This window comes from Rhizomicrobium palustre (genome assembly GCF_011761565.1).
Lineage (GTDB): Bacteria > Pseudomonadota > Alphaproteobacteria > Micropepsales > Micropepsaceae > Rhizomicrobium > Rhizomicrobium palustre.
On the sequence record NZ_JAASRM010000001.1, the window covers coordinates 3,551,092 to 3,573,185 of the forward strand.

The following is a 22,094-nucleotide window of genomic DNA, read 5'->3' on the forward strand; positions in this document are numbered from 1 at the left end:
GAGGTGGCCAGCATAGACCTCTCTCAGAGGAACATCACCTCCGAAATGCCGCGTTTGCCGCCGCGCCGCTCCAGTTGCACCACCACATCAATCACGGAGCGCGCGTAGGAAAGCGTGTCGGCGCGCGACAGTCCAAGTCCTGTCTGCATCACCACCAGGGCGAGCTGCTCCAGTGCCGCTTCAGGCGAATTCGCATGGATGGTGGTGAAAGAGCCGGGATGGCCGGTATTGATTACCCTCAGAAACGTCACCGCTTCCGCTCCGCGTATTTCCCCAAGCACCATGCGGTCCGGGCGAAGGCGCAGCGCGGCCTGCAATAGATCATCGGTAGTGATTTTGGCTTCGCCAAGCTCGCCTTTTACCGCCACCAACCCCAGGCCATTTTCATGATGCAGGTGAAGCTCCGGCGTATCCTCCACCAGGATGACGCGCTCGCTCTCGGGTATTTCGCGCAGCAGCGCGTTGAGAAAGGTCGTTTTGCCACTGGAGGTGCCGCCGCTGATGAGAATGGTGGCGCGCGCCTTCACCGCCCGGCGCAGTTGTGTGATGACGTCTTCATCCTGCCGCCGTTCCAGATCGCGTGCACGCGGAGGGCCATGATCTTTATAATCATCCAACGTCAGTTCGCATAAACGATGCTGGCGAATGGCGAGGCACCAATGGCGCACCGCGGGTGGCCCGATCATCTGAATGCGCGCGCCGCCAGGAAGACTTGCGGAGAGAATGGGCCGCTCGCGATTGATGCCTTGATAGGTTACGCGCGCCACCTGTTCGGCGAGCCGCTTCAGCAAAAGATCATCGATGTCAGGTGCGGCAAGCCGTTCTAGAGCGGCTGCGCCTGCGCGCTCAATCCATATCTCGCCGGGCCGGTTGACCAGGATTTCGGAAATTTCCTCGCGCGCCAAAAAAGGCTCGAACGGCTTCAGATAGGCGGCGAGATAAACGGATTCGCCCGCACTCACTTTTCTGATCCGCTCACGGCGAAAAAATCGAGGTCATGCGCGGTGAAGACGCGGATCGGTGTCCCCGCAGGCACGGTTATGGTGGGCGATATCTGGCTGTCACTTTGCGCGGCGACACTTGCGGCGCTCGAAGAGCCGGAAGAAAGGATAACACCCGCGCTGCCCACGGTGGAAAGAAGATTGATCGCCGACAGAAGCATGGCCGAGCCGAAACGCGCGAAGAAATGGCTATTGACCTCGCCGGGAAGCCCGGTCTCACCAGAAAAATCGGTGGCCGGAGAGCCGATGGCAATCGAAACCCCATCGGGCCGGATCAGTCGGGACCACAGGATATAGGCGCGGCGCTGACCGCTCGTCAGCGCGGTACGATATTGCCCGACGAGATGCGAACCGCGCGGGATAAGGATCTCGCCACCGGAGAAGGCTTGCACATCGCGGCTCACAATCGCGCGGGCATAGCCGGGAAGATCGCTGTTCAGCCCCGTCTCCAGCACGGCGGCAATCATGGTGCCTTGCGCCACGGTTTGCGCGGGATGGGCCATCGCGCTCGCGGTCACGGTCTCCGCCGCGCCATCTCCGGCGGTCGGGGGCGGTGCGGGGATGGCTGCGGGCGCCTCGGCCATGTCGATGATCAAGGCGGGGGTGGGGGCGCTGGGCGTTTCAACTGGTAAGACTGGTGCGGCGGCAATAGGAAGAGCTGGTGCTGCTTGCGGAACCGGCTTCGGTACTGCGCGCGCCTGCGGGGCAGGTTTTGGTTTCTCGGCTTGCGGTGCGTGTCCGGAAAGCGACCAGAAGGTGAAGCCGCCAAGCGCGAGAGAAATAAGAAGGCCTAAGGCAAGCCCGGCGCGGTCGCGTCTTTGCACATGGGCGGCAACGAGCGGAAACCCGTTGCGGCTGGCCGCTTCCAAGCTGGTATCATCGATGGTCTGGCGCGGGTCAACCACAAAACGCTTGGATACAAGCTCCATTTTAAGGCTCGCTCCTGATCGTAGCGTTGGTCAACGTCGCCACATCTTTGCCGAGCCGCAGCACCAATGTCTTCGCCGGGCCATCCACCGTCACCATCTCGCCGTCTACATGCGTGTTCACAGGTCCCTCGCGACCTTCCACGGATTTGCTCAAAATCGCGGGCAGGGGGGTATCTTTCGGCCAATGCAGATAGATATGCTTCTCATCGCTGAAGATCTCCGCCGGGAACAGGGCTTTGGCGCCGCTTTTTTGCCAGGCGAAATTGAAATCGCCCTGTGCGGGTTTTGCTTCGGGCGGCGGCGCGGGATAGGAAAAACGCAAGGTGTATATCCCCGCGCTCGCTTTTGCAGCCGTGAGAAGATCAAAGCTATAGACGCGTTTGTCGGTGACCACGGTCATATTTGTGCGAGCATGCGGCCCGAGCGGCTTCAGGAACAGCACCGAGGCGCGTTTGTTCGGCGTCACCTGCCAGCCAGTGCTATCGCCGACAGCGACGTTTTCGATTTTCTCATCGGTACCAAAGACCACCGCGGATTGATAGTTTTCGCGACCCGTCAACTGCACCACGGCGGTTTCGTCATAGGGCTGAGTCAGCACACGGTCATCGGCCAAAGCGGCCCCTGCAAAAAGGAACAAGGCGGTGAGGATTTTCATGAACCGGACTCCGGGCGCACCAAGCCGCGCACGCGCTGGCGGGTGTCAGAGGAGGACGCGGCAAGCGCAGGCGCCGCAAGGCGCATATGGGTGGAAGCCGCCGCTACAATTTGGCTGATGCGGGTATCGTGTGATGCGGAGCTTTGCTCCACGCGGGAGGCGAAGATCGAAGCCTCTGTCTGCTGTGGGTGGCCAGCAGGCATTGGAGAGGACTCTGGCGAAAACATCCGCCACTGCCCGACCAATATGCGCGCCGCCCAGAGCGAGAGAAGCATCAGGAAGGTGAACACGCTCGCATGCAGGAAGAGCGGTACTGCGAGCGTGTTGTGGTCGCTGCTCACGTGCAGGGCTTGCAACAGCGGCGCCATCAGGCGGAATTGAAAGAGTCCCAATACCACGGCAAAAAGCGGTGCCAAGGCGAAGAGCACGGTCGCCTTCAGCCAGCCTTCGAAAAGCCCTCTGGTTGCGGAAAAAAGAGCCAGGGCAACAAAAATTGGTCCCAGGCACAGTAAGCCCATCAACACGATTTTGCTGGTCACCATCACGCCTGCTGTGCCCAAAAGCATCATCAGAGCCGAAACCCAGACAAGATCGTCCGCCGGCATTCCAGATGCTTCTTTTTTCTCTTCCTCTTTGATCTGCTTGTCCGCCGGAATTTCCGAAAGCGATTGGAACACGCCATCCAGCTTACGGGCGAAAAGATCGCTGGCTGAGGCATTGGTGCCCGTGACGATGGTGGCGATTTGATCTGGCGCACCGCTCGCCAATGTCCACACCACTTGCTGATAGGCGCTCCAGGAGGTGCAGAAGGTCAGCACCAGCCCCAGCGTGATCGCGCGCGGCGTCAGGGCGGAAAGCCTCCCGCGCCCGGTCAGCATTGAAAAGGCAAGAAGCGCCACATAGAGCGTCAGCAAGATCGATAATGCCCCGGTCAGCATGCCATGCAGCCCGAACAGGTGCGCGAAGGCAAAGCTGGTGGCGTCGCCGGAAAGGCAATCCGCGTCGCGCAGCAATGCGGCGATGCTGGCGGAGGGCACGGCGGCGCAACTCATTCCGCGGCCTCCTGCAAACCGGATTCCGCAATCGGCCAAGGCGTGCCGGTCAGCGCGGTGTACCAACGGCACGGATCATCGCCGAGTTCGGCACGCAGCTGATCCAGTTTGCGCACCGTCGTCTCGCGCCCCGAAAGCACGGTCAGAATATCGGGCATGCCGGAAAGGTTCAGCCGTAGCACCACGGAGTTGTTGGCGTGGCGAAGCAAAAAGCAGCGGCTATGCGCGGGCAAAGCGCGGATGATGGAAAGCTCATGGCTGCTAAGCCCGAAGCCGCCGCAATAATCTTCTTCGCGCGCTTTGGCATTGGGCATGAACAGCATGGTCGCGGTTTGCTCCACCAGCGCGGCGGAGATCGCGCTGTCGAGGGCGTCGCGCGCGCTCTGGGTGGCAAAGCCGAGGATCGCGTTGCGCTTGCGCAAGGTTTTCAGCCAATCGCGAATGCGCGCGGCGAAAACGGCATCATCCAATGCTTTCCAGCCCTCATCGATCAGGATCATCGCGGGCTCGCCATTCAGGCGATTTTCCACGCAATGAAAAAGATACATCATCGCAGGCGTGCGAAGGGTGGGATTTTCCAGCAGCGCGGTCATGTCAAAGCCGGTGATCTTCTGGTCCAGCCCGACAGCATCCACGGCATTATCGAACAGCCAGGCATGTTCACCGTCGCGCACAAAGGGTGAAAGCCGCGCAGCAAGGTCGCCCTCTTCAGGCCGCCGCCCGCCGCCGAGAAGCTCCTGGAAATAGCGAAGGCGGCGAAAGGCGGGATCATGCGCGAAGGCCGCGTCCACCGCCGCCGCGATGATCGCCATCTCTTCGCTTGTACTTGCCTGCAGAAGCACTTGAAGCCAACCGCGCAAGAAGGCGCGTGTGCCGGGGCTATCTGGCAGCGCTAAGGGATTAAGTCCCGTTGGCGTGCCCGGCACCAGCCGCGTGTAATGCCCCCCTAGCGCACGCAAAAGAATTTCCGCGCCACGGTCTTTGTCGAAGAAAACCAGCTTGGGTGCGAAACGCTGTGCCTGGGCTGCGAGAAAGCCCATCACCACCGTTTTGCCGGAGCCGGAAGGCCCGATCACCGAGAAATTCCCAAGATCGCCTTTGTGAAAGTTGAAGTGATAGGGCGTAGCGCTGGTGGTCTCGAACACCGCCGCCGATGGCCCCCACAAATTTCCCTCCGCCTTGCCGGCGGAAAATCCGTGGAAAGAGAAAAAGCCCGAAGCTGCGGCAGACGAAATCAACCCCCGGCGCACGATATAAGCTTCATTTCCGGGAAACTGCGCCCAGAATCCGGGCTCCAGATTGGTGTCCTCGCGCACCGCCACCGCACCGATATCGGCGAGTACAGCGCCTGCTTCGGCAGAGACGCGATCCAATGCGGGCAGGGTTGGTGCCCGTAATAACAGGCTCAGATGATGGTCGCCAAAGCTGATGGCGCCTGTAGAAAGTGCGTCTTTTGCAGCGAATAATTCTGCATGTTCCGTTACCGCATCGGCATCGGCGGATTTGTGCCGCCGCAAGGCAAGGTCGATGCGTTCGCGTGCGATCTGCCGGTCGGCGGGGGCGAAGCTTTCGGTCAGTACGAATTCTTCAGGAAGGCGCAGCAGTGGATCGAGCAGCCCAGCATAGGTGCTCGTTGGATACTCCTTTATTGAAAGTAGTGCGCCATAACTGCCCCCTTGAGGGCCGCGTGTTTCCAGCGCGGAAAGTCCGAAACTGACCCGGCTATAGGGCAGGTAATGGCCGATATCGCATTCAGGCGGCGGTTCGCAGACCGGACGAAATTCGCCATTATAGAGCGCGGAGAGAAATTCCAGAATCTCCGAGCAACGCTGCGTACCGCGCATATAGCTTGAGAGGCTGCGCGCGCCATATGGTTCCAACCCGCTGACCAGCGTGGTGACGACACCATGAAGCAGGCGAAGGTCATCCGCCATTTTCTCGTCACGCAGGCCTTGGCCCATTTTCTCCAGCCAGCCGGTTTTGCCCCGCGGCGGCCTGCGCAACACGGTGATGAACTGCTGATTGAGGAAAAGCTTGCTGTTGCGCAGTTGGCTGTTCCAGCGCGCATTGACATGCGCCGCGAAGGGGGCTGCGAACACACCGTCGGTGGCAACCTCCACGCGATGACGGATGATGTGATGATAGAGCACAAAGCGCGCATCGAGGCTGCTGCGCAAAAGAAGCTCGCGCACTCGGGCGTAATGGTCCAGGCTCTCGCTGTCATCGGTTTCAAAAGAAAGCCCGGTGAGCTGCAGAGCGCGCAAAAGTCCGCCACCGCGCAGTTTCAGCGTGCCGTCCGGCAGGAGGCGCTCATAGGGTAGGCGGGTTCCTGCCTTGGTCTCGTTTTTCGACCAAGCCGCCAGCCCCGTCCAGTTTTGTAGCGCGCGCTTATGGTGCATAGGAGTTGCAGCCCCAGCGCGACCAGCTTCGCAAACGCGGGCATTTGGTGACTTTCGTCAGCCAGAGGTCGAAGATGCGCGGCTCGCGCAGCGATGCCATATAGCCGATGCCATGCAGCAGCAGCGCGACGGGCAGCGCGAGGAAGGAGTGCGTGATCAGAAAGGCTTCCGTGGTGACTGCGGCATTGAGGATGAAATAGCTATAGGTCACGCCCGCGAACATCTGCGGACGGGTGAGGGCGCGAAACACGGGGGCACGGCTAAGTTGGCTCATCAATGCGCCGCTCCCGCGACGGCTTGAATGCCTGAGACGATGGCGGCTGACCCAAACAGGACGAAACAGCCCAGGATCACGGTCGCGCCCATACGCCAGTTCAGCCGCCCAGTCAGCATCAGGAAGCCGACCATCGCCACCGCGATCACCGCGACGGAGGTCGCCACGCTGCCCAAAAGCGTGCCTTGTATCCAGCTGAGCGCGGCCAGGATGGGGCCAGAGCCTTGAGGGTCCGCCGCGAGGGCGCTTTGGCCAAGGGCGGCAAAAGTAAGCAGGGGCACTGCATGTTTCATGGTGTGTCTTTCAAACGAAAATCTGGCGAAGGAGATTCAGGCAGGCTGATCTCAGCGAGGCGGGCTAAAATGCGATCTACATAGGCCCGGGTCTCCGCGATTTGGGGAACGCTGTTGACAGCGGCGACACGTTCGGGCCCGGCGTTATAGGCGGCCAGCGCCAGGGAAAGATCGCCGAAGCGATCCAGTTGCTGGCGAAGATAGATCGCGCCGCCACGAAGATTGTCCCCTGGCTTATGAGGATCGACGCCGAGCCGCGCGGCGGTGTGGGGCATCAGTTGGGTTAAACCGATCGCGCCTTTTGCGGAAACAGCCGTGCTGCGCCAACCGCTCTCTTGTGAAACCAAGGCGGAGAGGAGCTCTGGGCTTATTTGCGCTGCTTCCGCAGCGCGATTGGAAGCTTCGCGGTATGGCTTATCCACCGCGCGCGTTGTGTTGGCCTGATGAGATGGCCCGGCGCGCAAGATAAAATCCCCGCTATCGCCAACCTCAAAAACATCCGCCTGCGCTGGGTACAGATTCAGCGCGAGGACAAAGCATAGAATCACTTCCGCACGCATGGTGAAGCTCCTTGCACATCACCATGAGGCTTGTTCTTCCAAAAAACATCTCCGTGCGGCTACGGACATTTGCGTTCGTGGCGCGCGCGTCACCAATGAATGACGCATGTGTCGAGAAAGCTGTGACTTTGCTGTGGCATTGCGGCTGAACGTTACGGCGCCTCGCTAGCCAGTCACACAGAGCTGTGAGAATGTTCGCCTGCAAAACAAAAACGCTTCGCACAAAGACGAGGCAATCGGGCGGGACATCCAAAAGGGCCTTTGGGAAAACTACCGTGTGAAGCGCGGAACACTGACGAAGGCTCGTGTGATGAACATTGAATTGCGTCCGTCGGTGGTCACCGGCTCGGAGCCGGCGGCCGAGATCATGGACAAGGCGTCAACGCCATCGCCCCGGGGAGCACCGCATTCGGCGCATCCCTCTATCCGTCAATCCCTGTTGGCCCATCCGGGTATAACGACAGCGCTTTTCGCAATGGATTTTCTGGCCTTCTGGGGTTCCGTCGCCTTGTCGGCGGCAATCTGCTGGATGATCGACCCTGCCTTGTGGAACGGTATGGTTCAGAGCGATGCGCCTGCGCTGACCAGCCGCCTGATGTTCTGCCTTTATTATTCCGTTGGGGTATGCGTCTGGAGCGCGGCGAGCGGCGCCTATAGCGCGCGTTGGACCTTTGATGAGGACGCCAAACGTCTCGTCAGCCTTGTTTTCATGATGTTTCTGATCGACGTTTTCGTCGAATTCGCTGCCATGCAGCAAACTCCACGGCTGTGGGTGATCACGCTTTGGCCGCTTGCTTGCGTGCTTATCCTGTTCGCGCGGATTTTCATCCGGCGCGTACTGGACGCCTTTGGCGTGTGGCGGGTTGGGGCTGCGATTCTGGGCAGCGGTGAGCGCTATGGCGCCGTGATGGAATCGATCGAGACCAACAGCTACACCGGCTATTACGCGGCCTATCACAGCCACATTCCGGTGCGGCGCGACATGTCGCTCTCGGATTTCGCGCGCTGGCTCTCCAAGGATCTCGCCATGCGCGGCGCCGAGACGGCCATTCTGGTGCCAAGCGCATCGGAAATGGAGGCCGCCGATCGCGTCATTGATGCGCTGAATCTCTGCCTTAAGCCTTACATCCTGGTGCCGCCGGTGCAGCGCGTTTCCCTCGCAGGCCTCACGGTGCAGTCGAGCATGGCGTCTGATGCCGTGCTGATGAGTTCGCGCCATGGCCTGATGTCGCCCCTGCGGCGCGCCACCAAGCGCGTGTTCGATGTCGTGGTCTCCTTGTCGCTCATCATCTTCATGGCGCCTGCCTTGGCGGTGATTGCTGCAGCGGTTGCATCGAGCGGCTGGCCCATTCTCTATGGGCATGAGCGCATCGGACGTGGCGGAAAGCCCTTCCGCTGCCTGAAGTTTCGCACCATGGTGGTGAACTCCGACGAGGTGTTGGCCAAGCTCTTGGCGAGTGATCCAGAACGCGCGGCGGAATGGCGTCAAAGCTTCAAGCTCACCAATGATCCGCGCATCACCCGTATCGGCAAGTTTCTGCGCGAAACCAGCCTTGATGAGCTGCCGCAATTGATCAATGTGTTGCGCGGTGACATGAGCCTGGTGGGGCCGCGCCCGGTCATCGCCAAGGAAATCAAATTCTACTATGGCGAGGAAGCTCTCTTCTATGAGCTGGTCCGTCCTGGCGTGACGGGTCTGTGGCAGGTCAGCGGCCGCAGCGAAACCACCTATTCGCGCCGCGTCTTCCTCGATAGCTGCTATGTGCGCAATTGGAGCCTGTGGGCGGATGTGGTGATCCTGTTCAGCACCATTCCCTCCGTGCTTGCCCGTGAGGGTGCGCGCTGATGACAGCCTATAAAGCTTCAAGCGGGGTGGCTGTGCTGCTTTTCGCGCCGCCCAAAAGCCGCCAGCCGCTGGCGCTAGCGCAGCCCGAGCGTGTGGTGGTGATCAACGATTACGCTAAAGGCGGCGGCGGCGCGGCCGCTCTGGCCCGGCTTTCGGCAGAAGGTTTGAAGGCGAAAGGCATTGATGTCGTCTATTTTTCCGGCGATGCCGCGCTGCAAAGCGAGGGGATTGACGCCTTCGCGCTGCATGAAAAGCCGCTGCTGGAAAGCAAAGCCTTTGTGAAAGGGCTTTATAACAGCCGCGCCGCATCGGAACTTGCCCGCTGGATAGATCAGCATGATACGCCGCGCACCATCTATCACCTGCACAACTGGTCACACATTCTGTCGCCAGCGGTATTTACGCCGCTGAAGAAGGTGCGCGGGCGGGTCGTATTGTCGGCGCATGATTTTTTTCTGGCTTGTCCTAATGGCGGCTTCGTGCATTACGGCACAAACGCCCCCTGCGGGCTGGAGCCCTTGTCAGCCGCCTGCTTGCGCAGCAACTGCGACAAGCGCAGCTATGCGCATAAGCTTTGGCGGTCGGCGCGGCAGATGGTGCGCAACGCTGTTTATGATGTTGCCGAGCTCGCGCCGCGCATCCTGACCATTCATCCCGCGATGCATCCCTATTTGCAGCGCAGCGGCATTTCCGAACCGCTTATGCGGGCCTTGCTCAATCCCGTCACGCCCTATCACAATGGGCGTATCGCGGCAGAGGACAATCGCAGCATTCTCTATGTCGGCCGGTTGGATTACGAGAAAGGCGCTGACCTTGCGGCCGAGGCAGCCACCAAGGCAGGGCTTTCGCTGGTCGTGATTGGCGATGGGCCATTGCGGACGGAGCTTGTGGCGCGCTTTCCGTCAGTGCGGTTTCTCGGGCAACAGACGAAGAGCGAGATCGCGGCACATGCGACCAAGGCCGCGGCGCTGGTGATGCCGACCCGCTATCCCGAACCCTTTGGGCTGGTCGCGGTGGAAGCTTTATGGAGCGGTCTGCCGGTCATTTTGCCGAATACGTCGTTTTTCGCCGACGAAATAGATCGCCTCGACGCAGGCGTGCTTTTTACGCCGGGGGATGCGGATGCGCTCGCGCAGGCCATGAAAATTCTTATCGTAGATCCGGAACGGCGCCATGAAATGAGCCTTTCGGCTTTTCACAATACGCGGCATCTGGCGAATACGCCTGAGGTTTGGCTGCAAGAATTGCTTCTGGAATACCGGGATTTGCTTAATCCCGCACAAAATCAAAAAAATCAGGAAACGACCCAGGAAGGCGCAACTTACCGCGTGGGGGCGGCGCCATGAGAACGGCCATTATCCATTATTGGCTTGTAACCATGCGGGGCGGCGAGCGTGTGCTCGAACGCATCGCGCGGCTTTATCCGCAAGCTGACATCTTCACCCATGTTTACATACCCGATGCGGTTTCGCCCTATTTGCGTAGCCGCAACATCAAAACCACCTTCATTCAGTCACTGCCTTTCGCCAATGCGCTATACCAGCGCTATTTGCCGCTGATGCCGCTGGCGCTCGAGCAGATCAATCTCGAGAAATATGATCTCGTCATCAGCACGGAAGCCGGGCCGGCAAAGGGCGTCATTCCCATGCCGGAGGCGACCCATGTCTGCTACTGCCATTCGCCAATGCGGTATTTGTGGGATCAGTATCACCCCTATCTGAATGCCTCTGGCGCGCCTATGCGCATGGCAATGCCGCTCATGGCGCATTGGCTTCGGCAATGGGATTTGGCGTCTTCGGCGCGGGTGGATTCCTTCGCGGCCAATTCCAAATTCGTGGCGCAGCGCATCCGCAAATACTATCGCCGCGAATCCACCGTGATTCATCCCCCGGTCAGTGTGGATCTGTTCTCGCCCAGCGACGTGAAGGAGGATTACTTCCTCTGGCTCAGCCAGCTTGTGCCGTATAAGGGCTGTGAGATCGCTGTAGAGGCCTTTAATCGGATGAAGCTTCCGCTCTTGGTGGTGGGCCAGGGATCGGAAGAGAAGCGTTTGAAGAAAATGGCGGGGCCGACCATTCGCTTCGTCTCGTCTTTGCCGCTCGCCGAGTTGCGCCAGGCTTATGCCAGAGCGCAGGCGTTAATTTTCACGGCCAAGGAAGACTTCGGTATTGTGCCGCTGGAAGCGCAAGCGAGCGGTTGTCCAGTGATCGCCTATGGCGCGGGCGGCGCCTCGGAAACCGTGCGCGATGGTGAGACCGGTCTTCTCTTCGCGGAACAGACGGTGGATCATCTCATCGAAGCGGTGGAAACCTTCTTGAGCTGGAAGGCGCATTTCAATCCGGCAAAGGCGGTGGCGCAAGCTCAGCGCTTCCGGCCCGAGGTCTTCGACAGCCGCTTCTCTGCCTTCGTCAACACCGCTATGATGGGCCCGCAAAATCTCGTGCCCGCGCTTGCCGTGTAATGCCATGGCTGCGCCTATTTATTTTAACGGGAAGTTCTATGCGGGTGAGCTCAATGGCGTTCACCGCGTCGCCGATCGCCTTGTCCGCGAGGTCGACCGGCTGGCGGCGGCGAGTGATAAAAAGCTCGATTTGCGCCTGCTCATCCCCAAGCGGCGCCAATTCTCGCCGCAGGTCAATGTCTTTAAGGTGGAAGAGCAGGAGCTCGGCCACACCCAGCGCTGGGAGCAGGGCATTCTACCCTTCGTGGCCAAGGATGGTCATCTGATCAACCTCGCTAATCTCTCGCCCATCATGCACCGCTCTAAGGTGACGCTGATCCATGACGCGCAGTTTTATATTTCGCCGGGATCATACGCGACGCATTTCAGCATCGGCTATCGCATCCTGACGCCGATCATGGCGCGATCGAGCCGCGCGGTGCTGACGGTCTCCGAGTTTTCGCGCGAAATGTTGGGCGCGTTCGGGGTCGCCAAATGGCAGAAGACCGGCGTACTCTACAATGGTGCCGATCATATTCTGGAAGCTGCTCCTGACGTCTCTGTTCTGCAGAAAAACGGGCTGGAGCAGGGCGGCTATGCCGTGGTGTTCGGATCGACCTTTGTCTACAAGAATGTCGCCACTGCTTTTGCTGCCTTTGCCGATCCACAATTGGCCGATGTGAAGCTCGTGGTAATCGGCCCATCGGCTGAAAAGCTGCGTGCTTCAGGCCTAAATCCACCGCCTAATGCGGTGTTTGTCGGAAAGCTCAACGACGGCGAGTTGCGCGCGCTTTATCAGTCGGCGCTGTGCCTGGTCTATCCCTCGCGTACTGAAGGCTTCGGCCTGCCGCCTCTGGAAGCAATGCTGTGCGATTGCCCGGCCATTGTCGCGCCTGCGGGGGCCATCCCCGAAGTCTGCCGCGATGCGGCGCTTTATGCCGATGTTGCAGACATCGCGGGCTGGGTCATGCTGGTCAATAGCTTGCGGCAAGATGAGGCGCTACGCAGGGCGAAAATAGAACAGGGCCGCAAACGCGCGGCGACCTTCACCTGGGCTTCGGCTGGCGAACGCTTGATGAAGCTGGTGCAGTCCTTGCCGGAGCGGCTATCGTGAAAAACCGCTCTCTCGCAACCTTGGCTACAGCGGGGCTCGGCATTGGCGCCAGAGCCTCCGGCCAGCTTATGGCGCTCGCGGTCACGATCATTGCGGCGCGGTTCTTAGCACCTGCCGATTTCGGTGTTTTCGCGCTGGCGATGGCCTGCGTCACGCTGGTGCGCAATATGCTGTATTCCGGTGGCTACGAATATTTGATGAAATGCAGCGATCCGCGCAGCGCGGCGACGGAATGCCTGCTGCTCAACGCCGCCATGACCGTCGTTTTGAGTCTGATCCTTACGGGTCTCGCCTATGGCGGCCGGGTTGTTTTCGGCATGGGTATGCTGACGACGGTGTTGCTCGCGCTGATCCCTTCTAATTTCGTCTCTGTGCTGACCTCGTGGCAGGAAGCGCAAATCTTGCGTGGCGGGCGGATAAGAAGTTTCTATTTAGCGACCGCCACCGGAGATATCGTGGTCGGCGCGATCGCGATTGGGCTTTTATGGGCGGGGTGGGGCATCTGGGCTTTGGTGGTACAAAGCTATGGGCGCGCCATTCTCCTCACGTGCTTTTATGCAGTGATTGAGCGCCCGTTATTGTCTGAGCGGATCAGCAGGACAAAAATCATCGAGATCGCACACTGGTCATGGAGCCGCTATGGCAGTGTGAGCCTCAGTTTTCTCTCCAACTACGCGGCGGATTTCGTGCTCGGCGTTTTTCTTTCGCCCGCCGCAACCGGCATTTACCGCGCGGGCAGCCGCATCGTTCAGGCCGCGTCCGATCTCTTCCTGCAACCTGCGCAGACCTTCGGGATCACCTTGTTTTCTAAACGCGCGGCGCTTGGGCTTTCGCCGGATGATCTGTGGCCGAAGGTTCTGACGGCCTGGATGGTTCTGGCTTGGCCCGCGTTGATTGGGCTCGCCATCGCGGCGGGCTTGCTGGTGCCCATGATCCTTGGGCCGAAATGGCTGCTCGCGGCACCGGTGGTAAGCATTCTTTGTGTGCGCCAGCTCTGGTCTACCTTCGGTGCGGTTACCAGCGCCATGCTGGTCGCCTTCAATCATCAAAAGACCGTCTTTCATTTTCAGCTCGTCACGATTTTATCGGCGTTGGCTGGTCTTCTGATCTTTGCGCGCTTCGGCGTGATCGCGGCAGCGGCGAGCCTCACGGTGATCGCGAGCATTGGCAATATCTGGCTGCTCTTGCGCGCCTTGCACCTTTTCCCGGGCGCGCGACGTGAATTTGCGCATGCCGTGATTACGGTGATCGCCACCACGGCCGCCACCGCGGCCGGTGCGGAGCTCTTCCTCTTTCTGGCCCATGGCGATTTGGCGAAATGGCAGCTTGTCGCCGCCTTGGCGTTCAGCGGCATCTTCGCTTGGGCCTTCAGTGCATTCTTGTTCCGTCAGCGGATCATTCAATCCATCCACGCATTGGCAGGAGGCTAGACATGACCACCAACACCGGCTTCGGTGCAGGCTTCGAAAAGCTTGATCCTAGAATCCTGTTTTTCCTGAAAGGCAGTGCCCGGCAGAATTTCGGCGATTACCTTTCGGCCCTTCTGATCAAGCACCTCTTCTCGGAGCCGCGCGTGGAGGCAGATATCTTCCGTCTGATCGGCAGCGTGATTTGCGAGACCCGCATCAAGGAGGATTTGCGGCAGATGCTGGGCATCGAAAGCGGGCGCATCGTCTATTGGGGTTGCGGTGCGCGGGAAGACCGTGCCATTCCGCCTTCCGTGCTCGCCAATTGCCGCTTTCACGGCGTGCGCGGCCCGCTGACGCGTGATCTTCTTGGCTTACCGCTGGAAACCGTGCTGGGCGATCCTGGGCTTTTAACACCACTGATCGTGAACCCGTCTGCAACGGCCTCAAGCGCGGGCAAGACCATCTGCATGCCTCATATGCATGATCCGCGCGATCGCAAGGAGCTGTTGGCGCAATCGGGCTGCGATATGCTGGTATCACCCTCAGTGGGGGCAAGCGAGCGCGAGCTGGTGGCCTTGATCGAAACCATCGCCAGCGCGGAGTTCGTGCTGACCGGCTCCTTGCATGGCGCCATTCTCGCTGCGGCTTATCGTAAGCCCTTCGCCTATTGGAACACCGGCTTCATCGACATCGAATTCAAATGGCACGATTTCTCGGCCTCGGCGGGATTTGAGGCCATTTTCGTGCGTGATTTGGCGGAAGGCCGTGCGCTTTATGCGGAGAAGACCGGCCGGAAGATACGTCTACCGCGTCTGTCCAGCCTTTTGGCGGTTGCGCCTTTCGCGCCCAAGGTATCGGCGGTGATGGCGGCGCTGCGCTATGACGGTTTCATCGTGCCCAACAGCACGGATGGCGAGATCGATGTCGCCTTGCGCAATTTCGACGCCGAAGCCGAGTGGATGGCGCAGCAGTGGGATCGCGGCGAGGGTAGTGGGCTGTGGTCCAGCCTTTCCACCAAGATGCTGCGCCGGGCTGGTGCCCTGCGTGAAAAGGTGAAAGCGCCTGCCAAGAGGCTCTTGCATGTCTGAACGCATCGGCATGATTGAGGTCGATTTCACGCTGGCGCTGCATAACCGCACCGGCAAGTATTTCATCGGCCGCGATATCATCAATGCCAATCTCGGCCGCATCTATCAGCTTCGTTATTGGCGGCTGAAAGGCACGCCGGCGGAAGGGCCGCCGCTGGGGCTTAAGGCCAGGATCATCGGGCGGCTCGCGGTTGATGAAATGCGCCTGCGGGCGATGAACCCGGAGTTGCGCGCACTGCGCCTGCGTCCGGCGCGGGTTGTGCTGCATCTTGATCCATTGACGGTGCTGACCCATCGCCTCACGCGGCATGATGCGGTGCTCTGCCACGACGTCGGCCCGTTGACCCATCCTGAACTCTTCGAGCCCGATGTTGTTGCGGGCTATGGCGAGGCTTATCGCGAGATCGCTGAGGCCGGCGCGCATATGGTATTTGTCTCCAAAGCATCGGAGCGCGCGTTTCATAAGGCCGTCCCTGGCCGCTATTCCTCCTCGCAGGTGGTCTATCCAAGCCTGCGCAATGAAGTTGGAAGCGGGGCGTCAACACCGCTGGATATTGAGAAGCCGTTCCTTCTCACGGTGGGATATGTCGGTGCGCGCAAGAACCAGCTCACCGCCATCAGGGCCTTTCAGCAATCGGGGCTTGCGGAAAAGGGTTTTCGTTATGTGATCTGCGGCGGGCGCGAGGCGGGCTATGAGCCAGTAGCGCAAGCGGCGGGGCAAACACCGGGCGTGAAGCTTCTTTCATATGTGGGCGATGGCGAACTCAATTGGCTTTATGCCAACGCCGAGGGATTTGTGCTGCCGAGCCTATTGGAAGGTTTTGGCGTGCCGGTGGCAGAGGCCAATCGTGCCGGGCTGGTGCCGATCGTCAGCCGTGACAGCGTATTGGAAGAAGTGGCTGGCGAGGGTGCGCTGGCGGTGAATCCGCTCGACTGCGCCGAGATCGCCGCCGCGATGCAGCATCTCGCCTTCATGCCCGAGAGTGAAAGGCAAAGCCGCCGCGCCATGTTGGCGCAATCGGTGGCGCGTTTTTCCGAGGAAGCATTCCTCGCGGGCTGGGATCGCGTAACGGCGGAAGCAGCAGAGCGCAGCCTCGTTTTTGCGGAAAGGCAGGCGGCATAATGACGGCTCCGCTGGTCCTGTTTTTCAACGGCACGTTCGTCAATGTGGAAAACGGCGCCCATGCGCGTATGCGCAATCTCTTGCGCTGGGCGATGACGCAGTTTTCCAATCTGGTGCTTTACAGTTTCGCGGATCATCCCGATTGCCCCTGGGGCGAAAAGGAAATCGCACTATTTTATCGCGATTATCCCGGTGTGGAATTGGTGCTGGATCGGCGCAGCAAAGCGCTGGATCGCGCCACAAAGCTCAAGAACGCCTGTCTCACATTGGCGCCGCGATTTGCGGGCGAGGTGCTGCGCTGGCATGTGAAAGGCGCGACCCCGGGCTTTGACCGATTGAAGGCGCGTGGTGCGCGCACCATGATCGTCAATTATGCCGATGCGATTTCGCAGTTGAATGGGGTCGATCCGGCGGACTGCATCATAGAGACGCATGACCTAAAATTCCTCCATTACGCGAAGAAATTCAGCCGTCCGGTCTGGGATGGCCGCGTCATGGGAAAGCTGCGCAGCGAAGCCTATGTTTTAAATGCAGCTGGTGGATTAATCGCCATCGCGCCGCCGGAAAGCGCCATGTTCCGCCTGTGGTTTCCCCATACGCCGGTATTCTACGTCCCATCCTATCCGGAAGCTGCTGCGGTCTCCGCCCGCGCCCGCATGGCGGCGCGTTATGATCTTCTCTTCGTCGGCTCTGAAAATCACTTCAATGTGGACGGGATCACTGCGTTTTTGGCCGCCAATGCCGCTTGGCTTTCGCGCTATCGCATTGCGTTGGCGGGACGGGTCTGCGCGGTGCAAAGCGTGCGTGATTTGGCGGCTCAGAATGCCAACATCACGCTATTAGGCTTCGTGAAGGATTTGGAGGAGGTCTATGGCGCCGCTTGGGCTGCGATTTCGCCCGTAGAGGGTACCGGCCTCAAGATGAAGGTGGTGGAGGCGCTGCGCTATGGCAAGCCCGTCTTTGCCTCCGCCCATAGTGCCAACAGCCTGCCGCCGGGCAGCGAAGGCTGCGTCTTCCCGCTGAATGAAGCCTCTATCGCGCGGCTTTTTAAGAACATTCCCGCTTATGAGGCGGCCTGCCTCAGCGCATTGGCATATGGCGCGGCCATTGATGGCGCGGGTGAAAGCGAAAAGCTGCGCGCTCTTCTGGTGGAGCGGATGGAGAGCAGCGTCCGCCGCGCTGCTCTAGAGCCCCATGCCGTATTGGCGGAGGCAGTTCTATGAGGTCAGCGCGGCGCCAGCACAATCACCAAAGGATCGGCGGCGAGGCTGAGCTCCACGCTCGCCGCAGCCTTATAACTGGTAAGCGGCGTGGCGCTTTTGACAGGATCATACACCGCCGCATCACGCAGGTTGGTGCTGGCGAGCGTTACTTTGGTGGCTGCGGGCGAGACGGCTGCGCGACTGGCGCGGTCCCACAACTGCGCCTCGTTCCAAACCACCACCACGTCGCTGCCATCGGCGCGCTGCAGTACCAGGCTTCTTGCGGTCACGGGAAGGTTTATCACGCTCGCCGGGGTGGCGCGCGGCGTGAAGCTTCTGGCGGCAGCATTGCTGTCGCGCAGGAGGTTCAGGAAATTGCGCACCGCAGTTGCAGCCATTTTGGGCCGGTAATTGACATCGAACAGTCCAAGGCGCGTGTCGTAATCCTTGTTCTGGGTGTCGGCGTAAGCTTCCAGAAGCTGGTAGAGATAAATCTTCTGCGCCCCGAGCGTATAAGCATCCAGAAGTGCGTTCAGGGTCAGAATCGCCTGCGTGTTCTCATCCACCGGATTCCAATCCGCCGGCCCCTTCCATTGCTTAGGATCGGGCATCTGGGGATAGCCGATTTCGGTGATGACGCGCGGATGGCCGGGCAGGGCCGTGGTCACGCTGTTCAGATCGAAGACCAGCGAGGCATAAGGCTGCGCGCCGTATTTGGGATAGGTGTGAATGTTCATGCTGTCGGCTGTGCCAGCATGATACGGATAGTCGGTATAATTATAGACATTGGTGGCGCTGAGCGCGGGTGTCGCTTTCACCGAGTTGAAAAGCTGGGTTTGATAGGCGAGCGCCGCGGTGGTGCCGGTCTGTCCGGCATAAGTAAACTTGAAATTATTGACTTCGTTGGGCCCTTCCACCGCCACGACGCTGCCGGGATAGCTGGTGGTGATGCCCGCGAAACGCTGGGCCAGAATGCCGGTATCGCCGCCATTGACGATGAAGTTGAAGCGGTAGCCCGCATTCGCGAGCGTGTTGTAGCGCGGCAGGTTCTGCGTGTTCGGCGCGCTGTCGCGCAAAAGCTTAATGCCGAGGTAATCAAGCGACTGGGTCACCTTGTCGAGCTTGCCATACGCACCATCGGTATAGGCGACATGCACGTTGACGCCGATAGCATCGACAAAATCCTGCGCGCGCACTGTTTGGGCCGCGGCGGGAAGAGCAAGGAGCCCGGTTGCGGCAGCAAGGGCGGTACTCATCAGCAAAGCATGTTTCATGGCGCATTCTCCGTCAGCGAGACTTTGCTAGCACTACAAGCCAATAACGAGAATACGCGGAACCACTAGTGAAATTTTGTGGAGGTTGAGATGGAAAGCCAAGTTTATCCCGTCATCCTCTCGGGCGGTTCGGGCACAAGATTGTGGCCGCGCTCGCGAGCATCCTTGCCTAAACAGCTTTTGCCGCTTTGCGGTGAGCGCACGATGATCCAGGAAACGGTTTTGCGCGCCGCGCTTCCCGATACCGCCGGCCCGATCATCATCTGCAACGAGGCGCATCGTTTTCTGGTTGCCGAACAGATGGAAGAGATCGGTGTGAAGCCCGATGCCATCGTGCTCGAACCGGTGGCGCGCAACACTGCACCTGCGGCGGCGGTTGCCGCGGCAATTGTCGCTGAAGATGATCCGGAGGGCATTGTGGTGCTGCTGCCGTCCGATCATGTCGTCACCGATGTTGCGGGATTCAAGCTGGCCCTTCAAGCCGCGGTGGACGCAGCGCGTGCAGGAAATATCGTCACCTTCGGTATGACGCCGACCCATGCCGAAACCGGCTATGGCTATATTCAGAAAGGCGCACCTCTTTCGGGAGGCGCCTATGCGGTGGAGCGCTTTGTCGAAAAGCCAGATGCCCCCACGGCGGAGCGCTATCTTGAAAGCGGCGATTATTACTGGAACAGCGGCATGTTCGTATTCCGCGCCGATGTCCTGCTTGAGGAAATCGCGACACACGCTCCCGCCATTCTGCCTGCCATCAAGGAATCTGTCGCGCTTTCCACGCGTGATCTCAATTTCTATCGCCTGGAAGTCGAAAGTTTCGCGCGCGCGCCGAACATCTCTTTCGATTACGCGGTGATGGAGCACACGGCACGCGCGGTGATGGTGCCCTGCGATTTCGGTTGGAACGATGTCGGTTCCTGGTCGGCGTTGCTGGAAGTGCTGGATCGTGATGACGACGGCAATGTGCTGCAAGGCGATGTGCTGGTGGAAGATGTCGAAAACAGCCTGGTATCGAGCGGGCGCGGCGTCACCGCATTGGTCGGCGTGAAGGATCTGGTGGTGATCGTCACCAAGGATGCGACGCTTATCGCCGATAAGAACCGCGCCCAGGACGTGAAGAAGATCGTCGACAAGCTGCAAAAGGATAAGCGTGCGGAGGCGGCGAACCACGCCACTATGTTCCGTCCCTGGGGCAGCTATGAGACGATCGATCATGGCGACCGCTTCCAGGTCAAGCACATCATGGTCAAGCCAGGAGAAAGCCTTTCGCTGCAAATGCACTATCACCGCGCGGAGCATTGGATCGTGGTGCAGGGCACGGCGCGTGTCACCTGTGATGGTGAGGTCCGGATGTTGCGCGAGAATGAATCCACCTTCATTCCGCTCGGCGCGACGCACCGTTTGGAAAATCCCGGAAAGGTTCCGTTGCGTTTGATCGAAGTGCAATCGGGCGCGTATCTCGGCGAAGATGATATTGTGCGCTTTGAAGACATCTATGGCCGTGTCGCCGTGCAAACCTGAGGAGGGTGCCGTGTCTAGCTCTTTCGCGCACATGAAAATCGCCGTCATTGCAGGCTTTCTTGCAATTTTTCCCGTTCAGGCGCTGGCGGGTGGAAGTGTAAATCCGCCCCCCGATGCTACCGTCACTGGAGCATCGGATAAGGGGTTTGTTTTGGGGCCGTCCGACAAGTTGCGAATCGTCTTTTACGGTGAAGATGGGCTCAACACACAGCCGGAATATACCGTCGCCGCTAACGGAAAGATTTCACTGCCGCTGGTCGGTGATATTCAGGCGGCAGGGCTGACGGTTTCCGAACTGCAGACGGAGATCATCAAGACCTATTCCAGCGGGTATCTCGCCGATCCGCGCTTTTCCATTCAGGTCATGACGGCGCGCCCGTTCTATATCCTTGGGGAAGTAAAGACGCCCGGCCAATACACCTATGTGCCGGGTCTGACTGTGCTCAATGCCGTGGCGATGGCGGGAGGCTTCACCTACCGTGCCGTAACCGATGAGGTCAAAATACGACACGCTGCGGACAAATCTGAAAAGAAGGTCAAGATCGATGGAGATACGCCAGTCTATCCGGGTGACACCATTGAAATTCGCGAGCGGTGGTTCTGATACTGTCATTCGTGACGCTTACAATGGGATAAGGGGAAATGGCGTTGGGGAAACTCCGCGCGATCGTCGCTGGGCTGATCGCGGTCAACACAATGGGCGCATGGGCCGCTGCGCCTTCGCAAGTTCCGCCCGATGTCGGCGAACGTGCGCGGCCGGAATACGATCCGGTGGGCGTGCCGCTTGGTGCGTTCGTCTTCTACCCAAAGGTAAACATGGCCACCGAGTATAATGACAATATCTATGCGGCTGAGACAGGCGCAGCGAGCGATCTTATTTTCAGGATCGCGCCAAGCTTGCGTCTGACGACGGCGTGGCCGACCGATAAGATGACGTTGCGTGCTTTTGGTGGCATAAATCGCTATCTCGATCATGCCTCGGAAGACACCGATACCTATGGCGTCAATGGCGACGCGGAATTCAGCATCCACAATGCCACCGCCTTGCGCGGCAGCATCGATTTTCGCCACGCCGTGCTGGCGCGCGAATCCATCTTGTCCTCGCCTGCAACCGAACATCCCGTGGAGTATAACCAAGGCAGTGCCCATCTCGAGGCGACGCAGGGTTTTGGGAACTTTCAGCTCATGGGCTTTGCCGATTGGCTTCGGCTCGCCTATCAGGATAGCGTCGCGCCCGATGGCAGCACCGTTTTCGAAAAGGATCTGAACTACGAAACCATTTCGGGCGGGCTTCGTGGGGGTTATGCCGTCAGCCCCGATAGCTCGGTCTTCGTCTCCGGGCGCATGTTCACAACCGAGTTTCTTGCCAAACCGCCTTTGGTGCCGCTTGATCGTTCATCCCACGGCTATGAGGTTACGGGCGGATTTAATTTACATGTCACCGATGTTTTGAGCGGGGATATAGGTGCCGGATATCTGCATGCGCGGTACCCTCATATCACTGGGTCGCAGCAGGATGTGGGCACGCTCGCGGTGCATGTTGCGCTCGCCTGGTATCCCACGCTTCTTACCACCGTGAAATTTCGTGTCGGCCGCTCGATTGAAGAAGCACCGATGCAGATTTCCTCGGGCTTCCTCGTCACCCGGTATCAGGCCGAAATCGATCACGAATTGCGCCGCAATGTGGTGCTGAATGCCGGTGTTGAATATTCCGATGGCAGCTTCCGTGGCACCGATCGGCGCGATAGCCAGTGGAAGGTGGGAGCCGGCGCGACCTATCTTCTTAATCCCATGATGAGTGTGAAGCTTTCCTACGCGTATCAATCGCGGGAAAGCGAAGGCTTGGCGCGCGGGCCAGGCTTCAATTCCAACACCATTTCGCTGGCTTTTGTGTTGCAGAGATGATGAGCAGGAGTA

General features: G+C 59.5%; 20 protein-coding genes. 11 read left to right on the forward strand and 9 right to left on the reverse strand.

What is annotated here, in order from left to right; all coding sequences use genetic code 11:
• Nucleotides 1-23 precede the first annotated feature (23 nt).
• Genes virB11 through FHS83_RS15755 form a run of 8 tightly spaced genes read right to left on the reverse strand, consistent with a single transcriptional unit; the run spans nucleotide 24 to nucleotide 7,163 of the window.
• Nucleotides 24-962, reverse strand: coding sequence for a P-type DNA transfer ATPase VirB11 (gene virB11 / locus FHS83_RS15720; protein ID WP_208414899.1), 939 nt, complete (start codon nucleotides 960-962; stop codon nucleotides 24-26).
• Nucleotides 959-1,930, reverse strand: a complete 972-nt coding sequence (locus FHS83_RS15725; RefSeq protein WP_167083878.1) for a TrbI/VirB10 family protein — start codon at nucleotides 1,928-1,930, stop codon at nucleotides 959-961. The genes virB11 and FHS83_RS15725 overlap by 4 nt, the downstream gene beginning before the upstream one ends.
• A gap of 1 nt (nucleotide 1,931) precedes the next feature.
• Entirely contained in the window at nucleotides 1,932-2,585 is a 654-nt protein-coding gene (locus FHS83_RS15730) for a TrbG/VirB9 family P-type conjugative transfer protein (RefSeq protein WP_167083879.1), read from the reverse strand.
• Nucleotides 2,582-3,637, reverse strand: coding sequence for a TrbL/VirB6 family protein (locus FHS83_RS15735; protein ID WP_167083880.1), 1,056 nt, complete (start codon nucleotides 3,635-3,637; stop codon nucleotides 2,582-2,584). Before FHS83_RS15735 ends, FHS83_RS15730 begins: the two co-directional genes overlap by 4 nt.
• On the reverse strand, nucleotides 3,634-6,036 hold the full coding sequence (locus FHS83_RS15740; RefSeq protein ID WP_167083881.1) for a VirB4 family type IV secretion/conjugal transfer ATPase: 2,403 nt from the start codon (nucleotides 6,034-6,036) through the stop codon (nucleotides 3,634-3,636). The genes FHS83_RS15735 and FHS83_RS15740 overlap by 4 nt, the downstream gene beginning before the upstream one ends.
• Nucleotides 6,026-6,310, reverse strand: coding sequence for a VirB3 family type IV secretion system protein (locus FHS83_RS15745; RefSeq protein WP_167083882.1), 285 nt, complete (start codon nucleotides 6,308-6,310; stop codon nucleotides 6,026-6,028). The genes FHS83_RS15740 and FHS83_RS15745 overlap by 11 nt, the downstream gene beginning before the upstream one ends.
• Nucleotides 6,310-6,603 (reverse strand): TrbC/VirB2 family type IV secretion system protein, encoded by a 294-nt coding sequence (locus FHS83_RS15750; RefSeq protein ID WP_167083883.1) that lies wholly within the window; start codon nucleotides 6,601-6,603, stop codon nucleotides 6,310-6,312. Before FHS83_RS15750 ends, FHS83_RS15745 begins: the two co-directional genes overlap by 1 nt.
• Nucleotides 6,600-7,163 carry a lytic transglycosylase domain-containing protein gene (locus tag FHS83_RS15755; protein WP_167083884.1) on the reverse strand — a complete coding sequence of 188 codons (564 nt, stop codon included), beginning with the start codon at nucleotides 7,161-7,163 and terminating at the stop codon, nucleotides 6,600-6,602. The genes FHS83_RS15750 and FHS83_RS15755 overlap by 4 nt, the downstream gene beginning before the upstream one ends.
• A gap of 310 nt (nucleotides 7,164-7,473) precedes the next feature.
• Here FHS83_RS15755 and FHS83_RS15760 point away from each other — a divergent pair, with 310 nt between their 5' ends.
• The 8 genes from FHS83_RS15760 to FHS83_RS15795 are packed head-to-tail and all read left to right on the forward strand — an operon-like array spanning nucleotide 7,474 to nucleotide 17,406.
• Nucleotides 7,474-9,009 (forward strand): exopolysaccharide biosynthesis polyprenyl glycosylphosphotransferase, encoded by a 1,536-nt coding sequence (locus FHS83_RS15760; RefSeq protein WP_167083885.1) that lies wholly within the window; start codon nucleotides 7,474-7,476, stop codon nucleotides 9,007-9,009.
• Nucleotides 9,009-10,355 (forward strand): glycosyltransferase family 4 protein, encoded by a 1,347-nt coding sequence (locus FHS83_RS15765; protein ID WP_167083886.1) that lies wholly within the window; start codon nucleotides 9,009-9,011, stop codon nucleotides 10,353-10,355. Before FHS83_RS15760 ends, FHS83_RS15765 begins: the two co-directional genes overlap by 1 nt.
• Nucleotides 10,352-11,470, forward strand: a complete 1,119-nt coding sequence (locus FHS83_RS15770; protein ID WP_167083887.1) for a glycosyltransferase — start codon at nucleotides 10,352-10,354, stop codon at nucleotides 11,468-11,470. Before FHS83_RS15765 ends, FHS83_RS15770 begins: the two co-directional genes overlap by 4 nt.
• A gap of 4 nt (nucleotides 11,471-11,474) precedes the next feature.
• A complete protein-coding gene (locus FHS83_RS15775) occupies nucleotides 11,475-12,563 on the forward strand; it encodes a glycosyltransferase family 4 protein (protein ID WP_167083888.1) in 1,089 nt (362 codons plus the stop codon).
• Complete coding sequence (locus tag FHS83_RS15780) at nucleotides 12,560-13,993, forward strand: oligosaccharide flippase family protein (protein WP_167083889.1); 1,434 nt, start codon at nucleotides 12,560-12,562, stop codon at nucleotides 13,991-13,993. The genes FHS83_RS15775 and FHS83_RS15780 overlap by 4 nt, the downstream gene beginning before the upstream one ends.
• A 2-nt stretch (nucleotides 13,994-13,995) precedes the next feature.
• The gene (locus tag FHS83_RS15785; RefSeq protein WP_167083890.1) at nucleotides 13,996-15,060 is read left to right on the forward strand and encodes a polysaccharide pyruvyl transferase family protein; all 1,065 of its coding nucleotides are present in this window, start codon (nucleotides 13,996-13,998) and stop codon (nucleotides 15,058-15,060) included.
• Nucleotides 15,053-16,183: a glycosyltransferase gene (locus FHS83_RS15790; protein ID WP_167083891.1), complete on the forward strand. Its 1,131-nt coding sequence runs from the start codon at nucleotides 15,053-15,055 to the stop codon at nucleotides 16,181-16,183. The genes FHS83_RS15785 and FHS83_RS15790 overlap by 8 nt, the downstream gene beginning before the upstream one ends.
• Entirely contained in the window at nucleotides 16,183-17,406 is a 1,224-nt protein-coding gene (locus FHS83_RS15795) for a glycosyltransferase family 4 protein (RefSeq protein ID WP_167083892.1), read from the forward strand. Before FHS83_RS15790 ends, FHS83_RS15795 begins: the two co-directional genes overlap by 1 nt.
• A gap of 2 nt (nucleotides 17,407-17,408) precedes the next feature.
• Here FHS83_RS15795 and FHS83_RS15800 read toward each other — a convergent pair whose 3' ends face one another.
• Nucleotides 17,409-18,659: a hypothetical protein gene (locus tag FHS83_RS15800; protein ID WP_167083893.1), complete on the reverse strand. Its 1,251-nt coding sequence runs from the start codon at nucleotides 18,657-18,659 to the stop codon at nucleotides 17,409-17,411.
• Nucleotides 18,660-18,749: 90 nt separating this feature from the next.
• On the opposite strand from FHS83_RS15800, the gene FHS83_RS15805 reads away from it, so the two are divergent.
• The 3 genes from FHS83_RS15805 to FHS83_RS15815 are packed head-to-tail and all read left to right on the forward strand — an operon-like array spanning nucleotide 18,750 to nucleotide 22,082.
• Entirely contained in the window at nucleotides 18,750-20,177 is a 1,428-nt protein-coding gene (locus FHS83_RS15805; protein WP_167083894.1) for a mannose-1-phosphate guanylyltransferase/mannose-6-phosphate isomerase, read from the forward strand.
• A gap of 10 nt (nucleotides 20,178-20,187) precedes the next feature.
• Complete coding sequence (locus FHS83_RS15810) at nucleotides 20,188-20,781, forward strand: polysaccharide biosynthesis/export family protein (protein ID WP_167083895.1); 594 nt, start codon at nucleotides 20,188-20,190, stop codon at nucleotides 20,779-20,781.
• Between the two features lie 38 nt (nucleotides 20,782-20,819).
• On the forward strand, nucleotides 20,820-22,082 hold the full coding sequence (locus FHS83_RS15815) for an outer membrane beta-barrel protein (RefSeq protein WP_167083896.1): 1,263 nt from the start codon (nucleotides 20,820-20,822) through the stop codon (nucleotides 22,080-22,082).
• Nucleotides 22,083-22,094 lie beyond the last annotated feature (12 nt).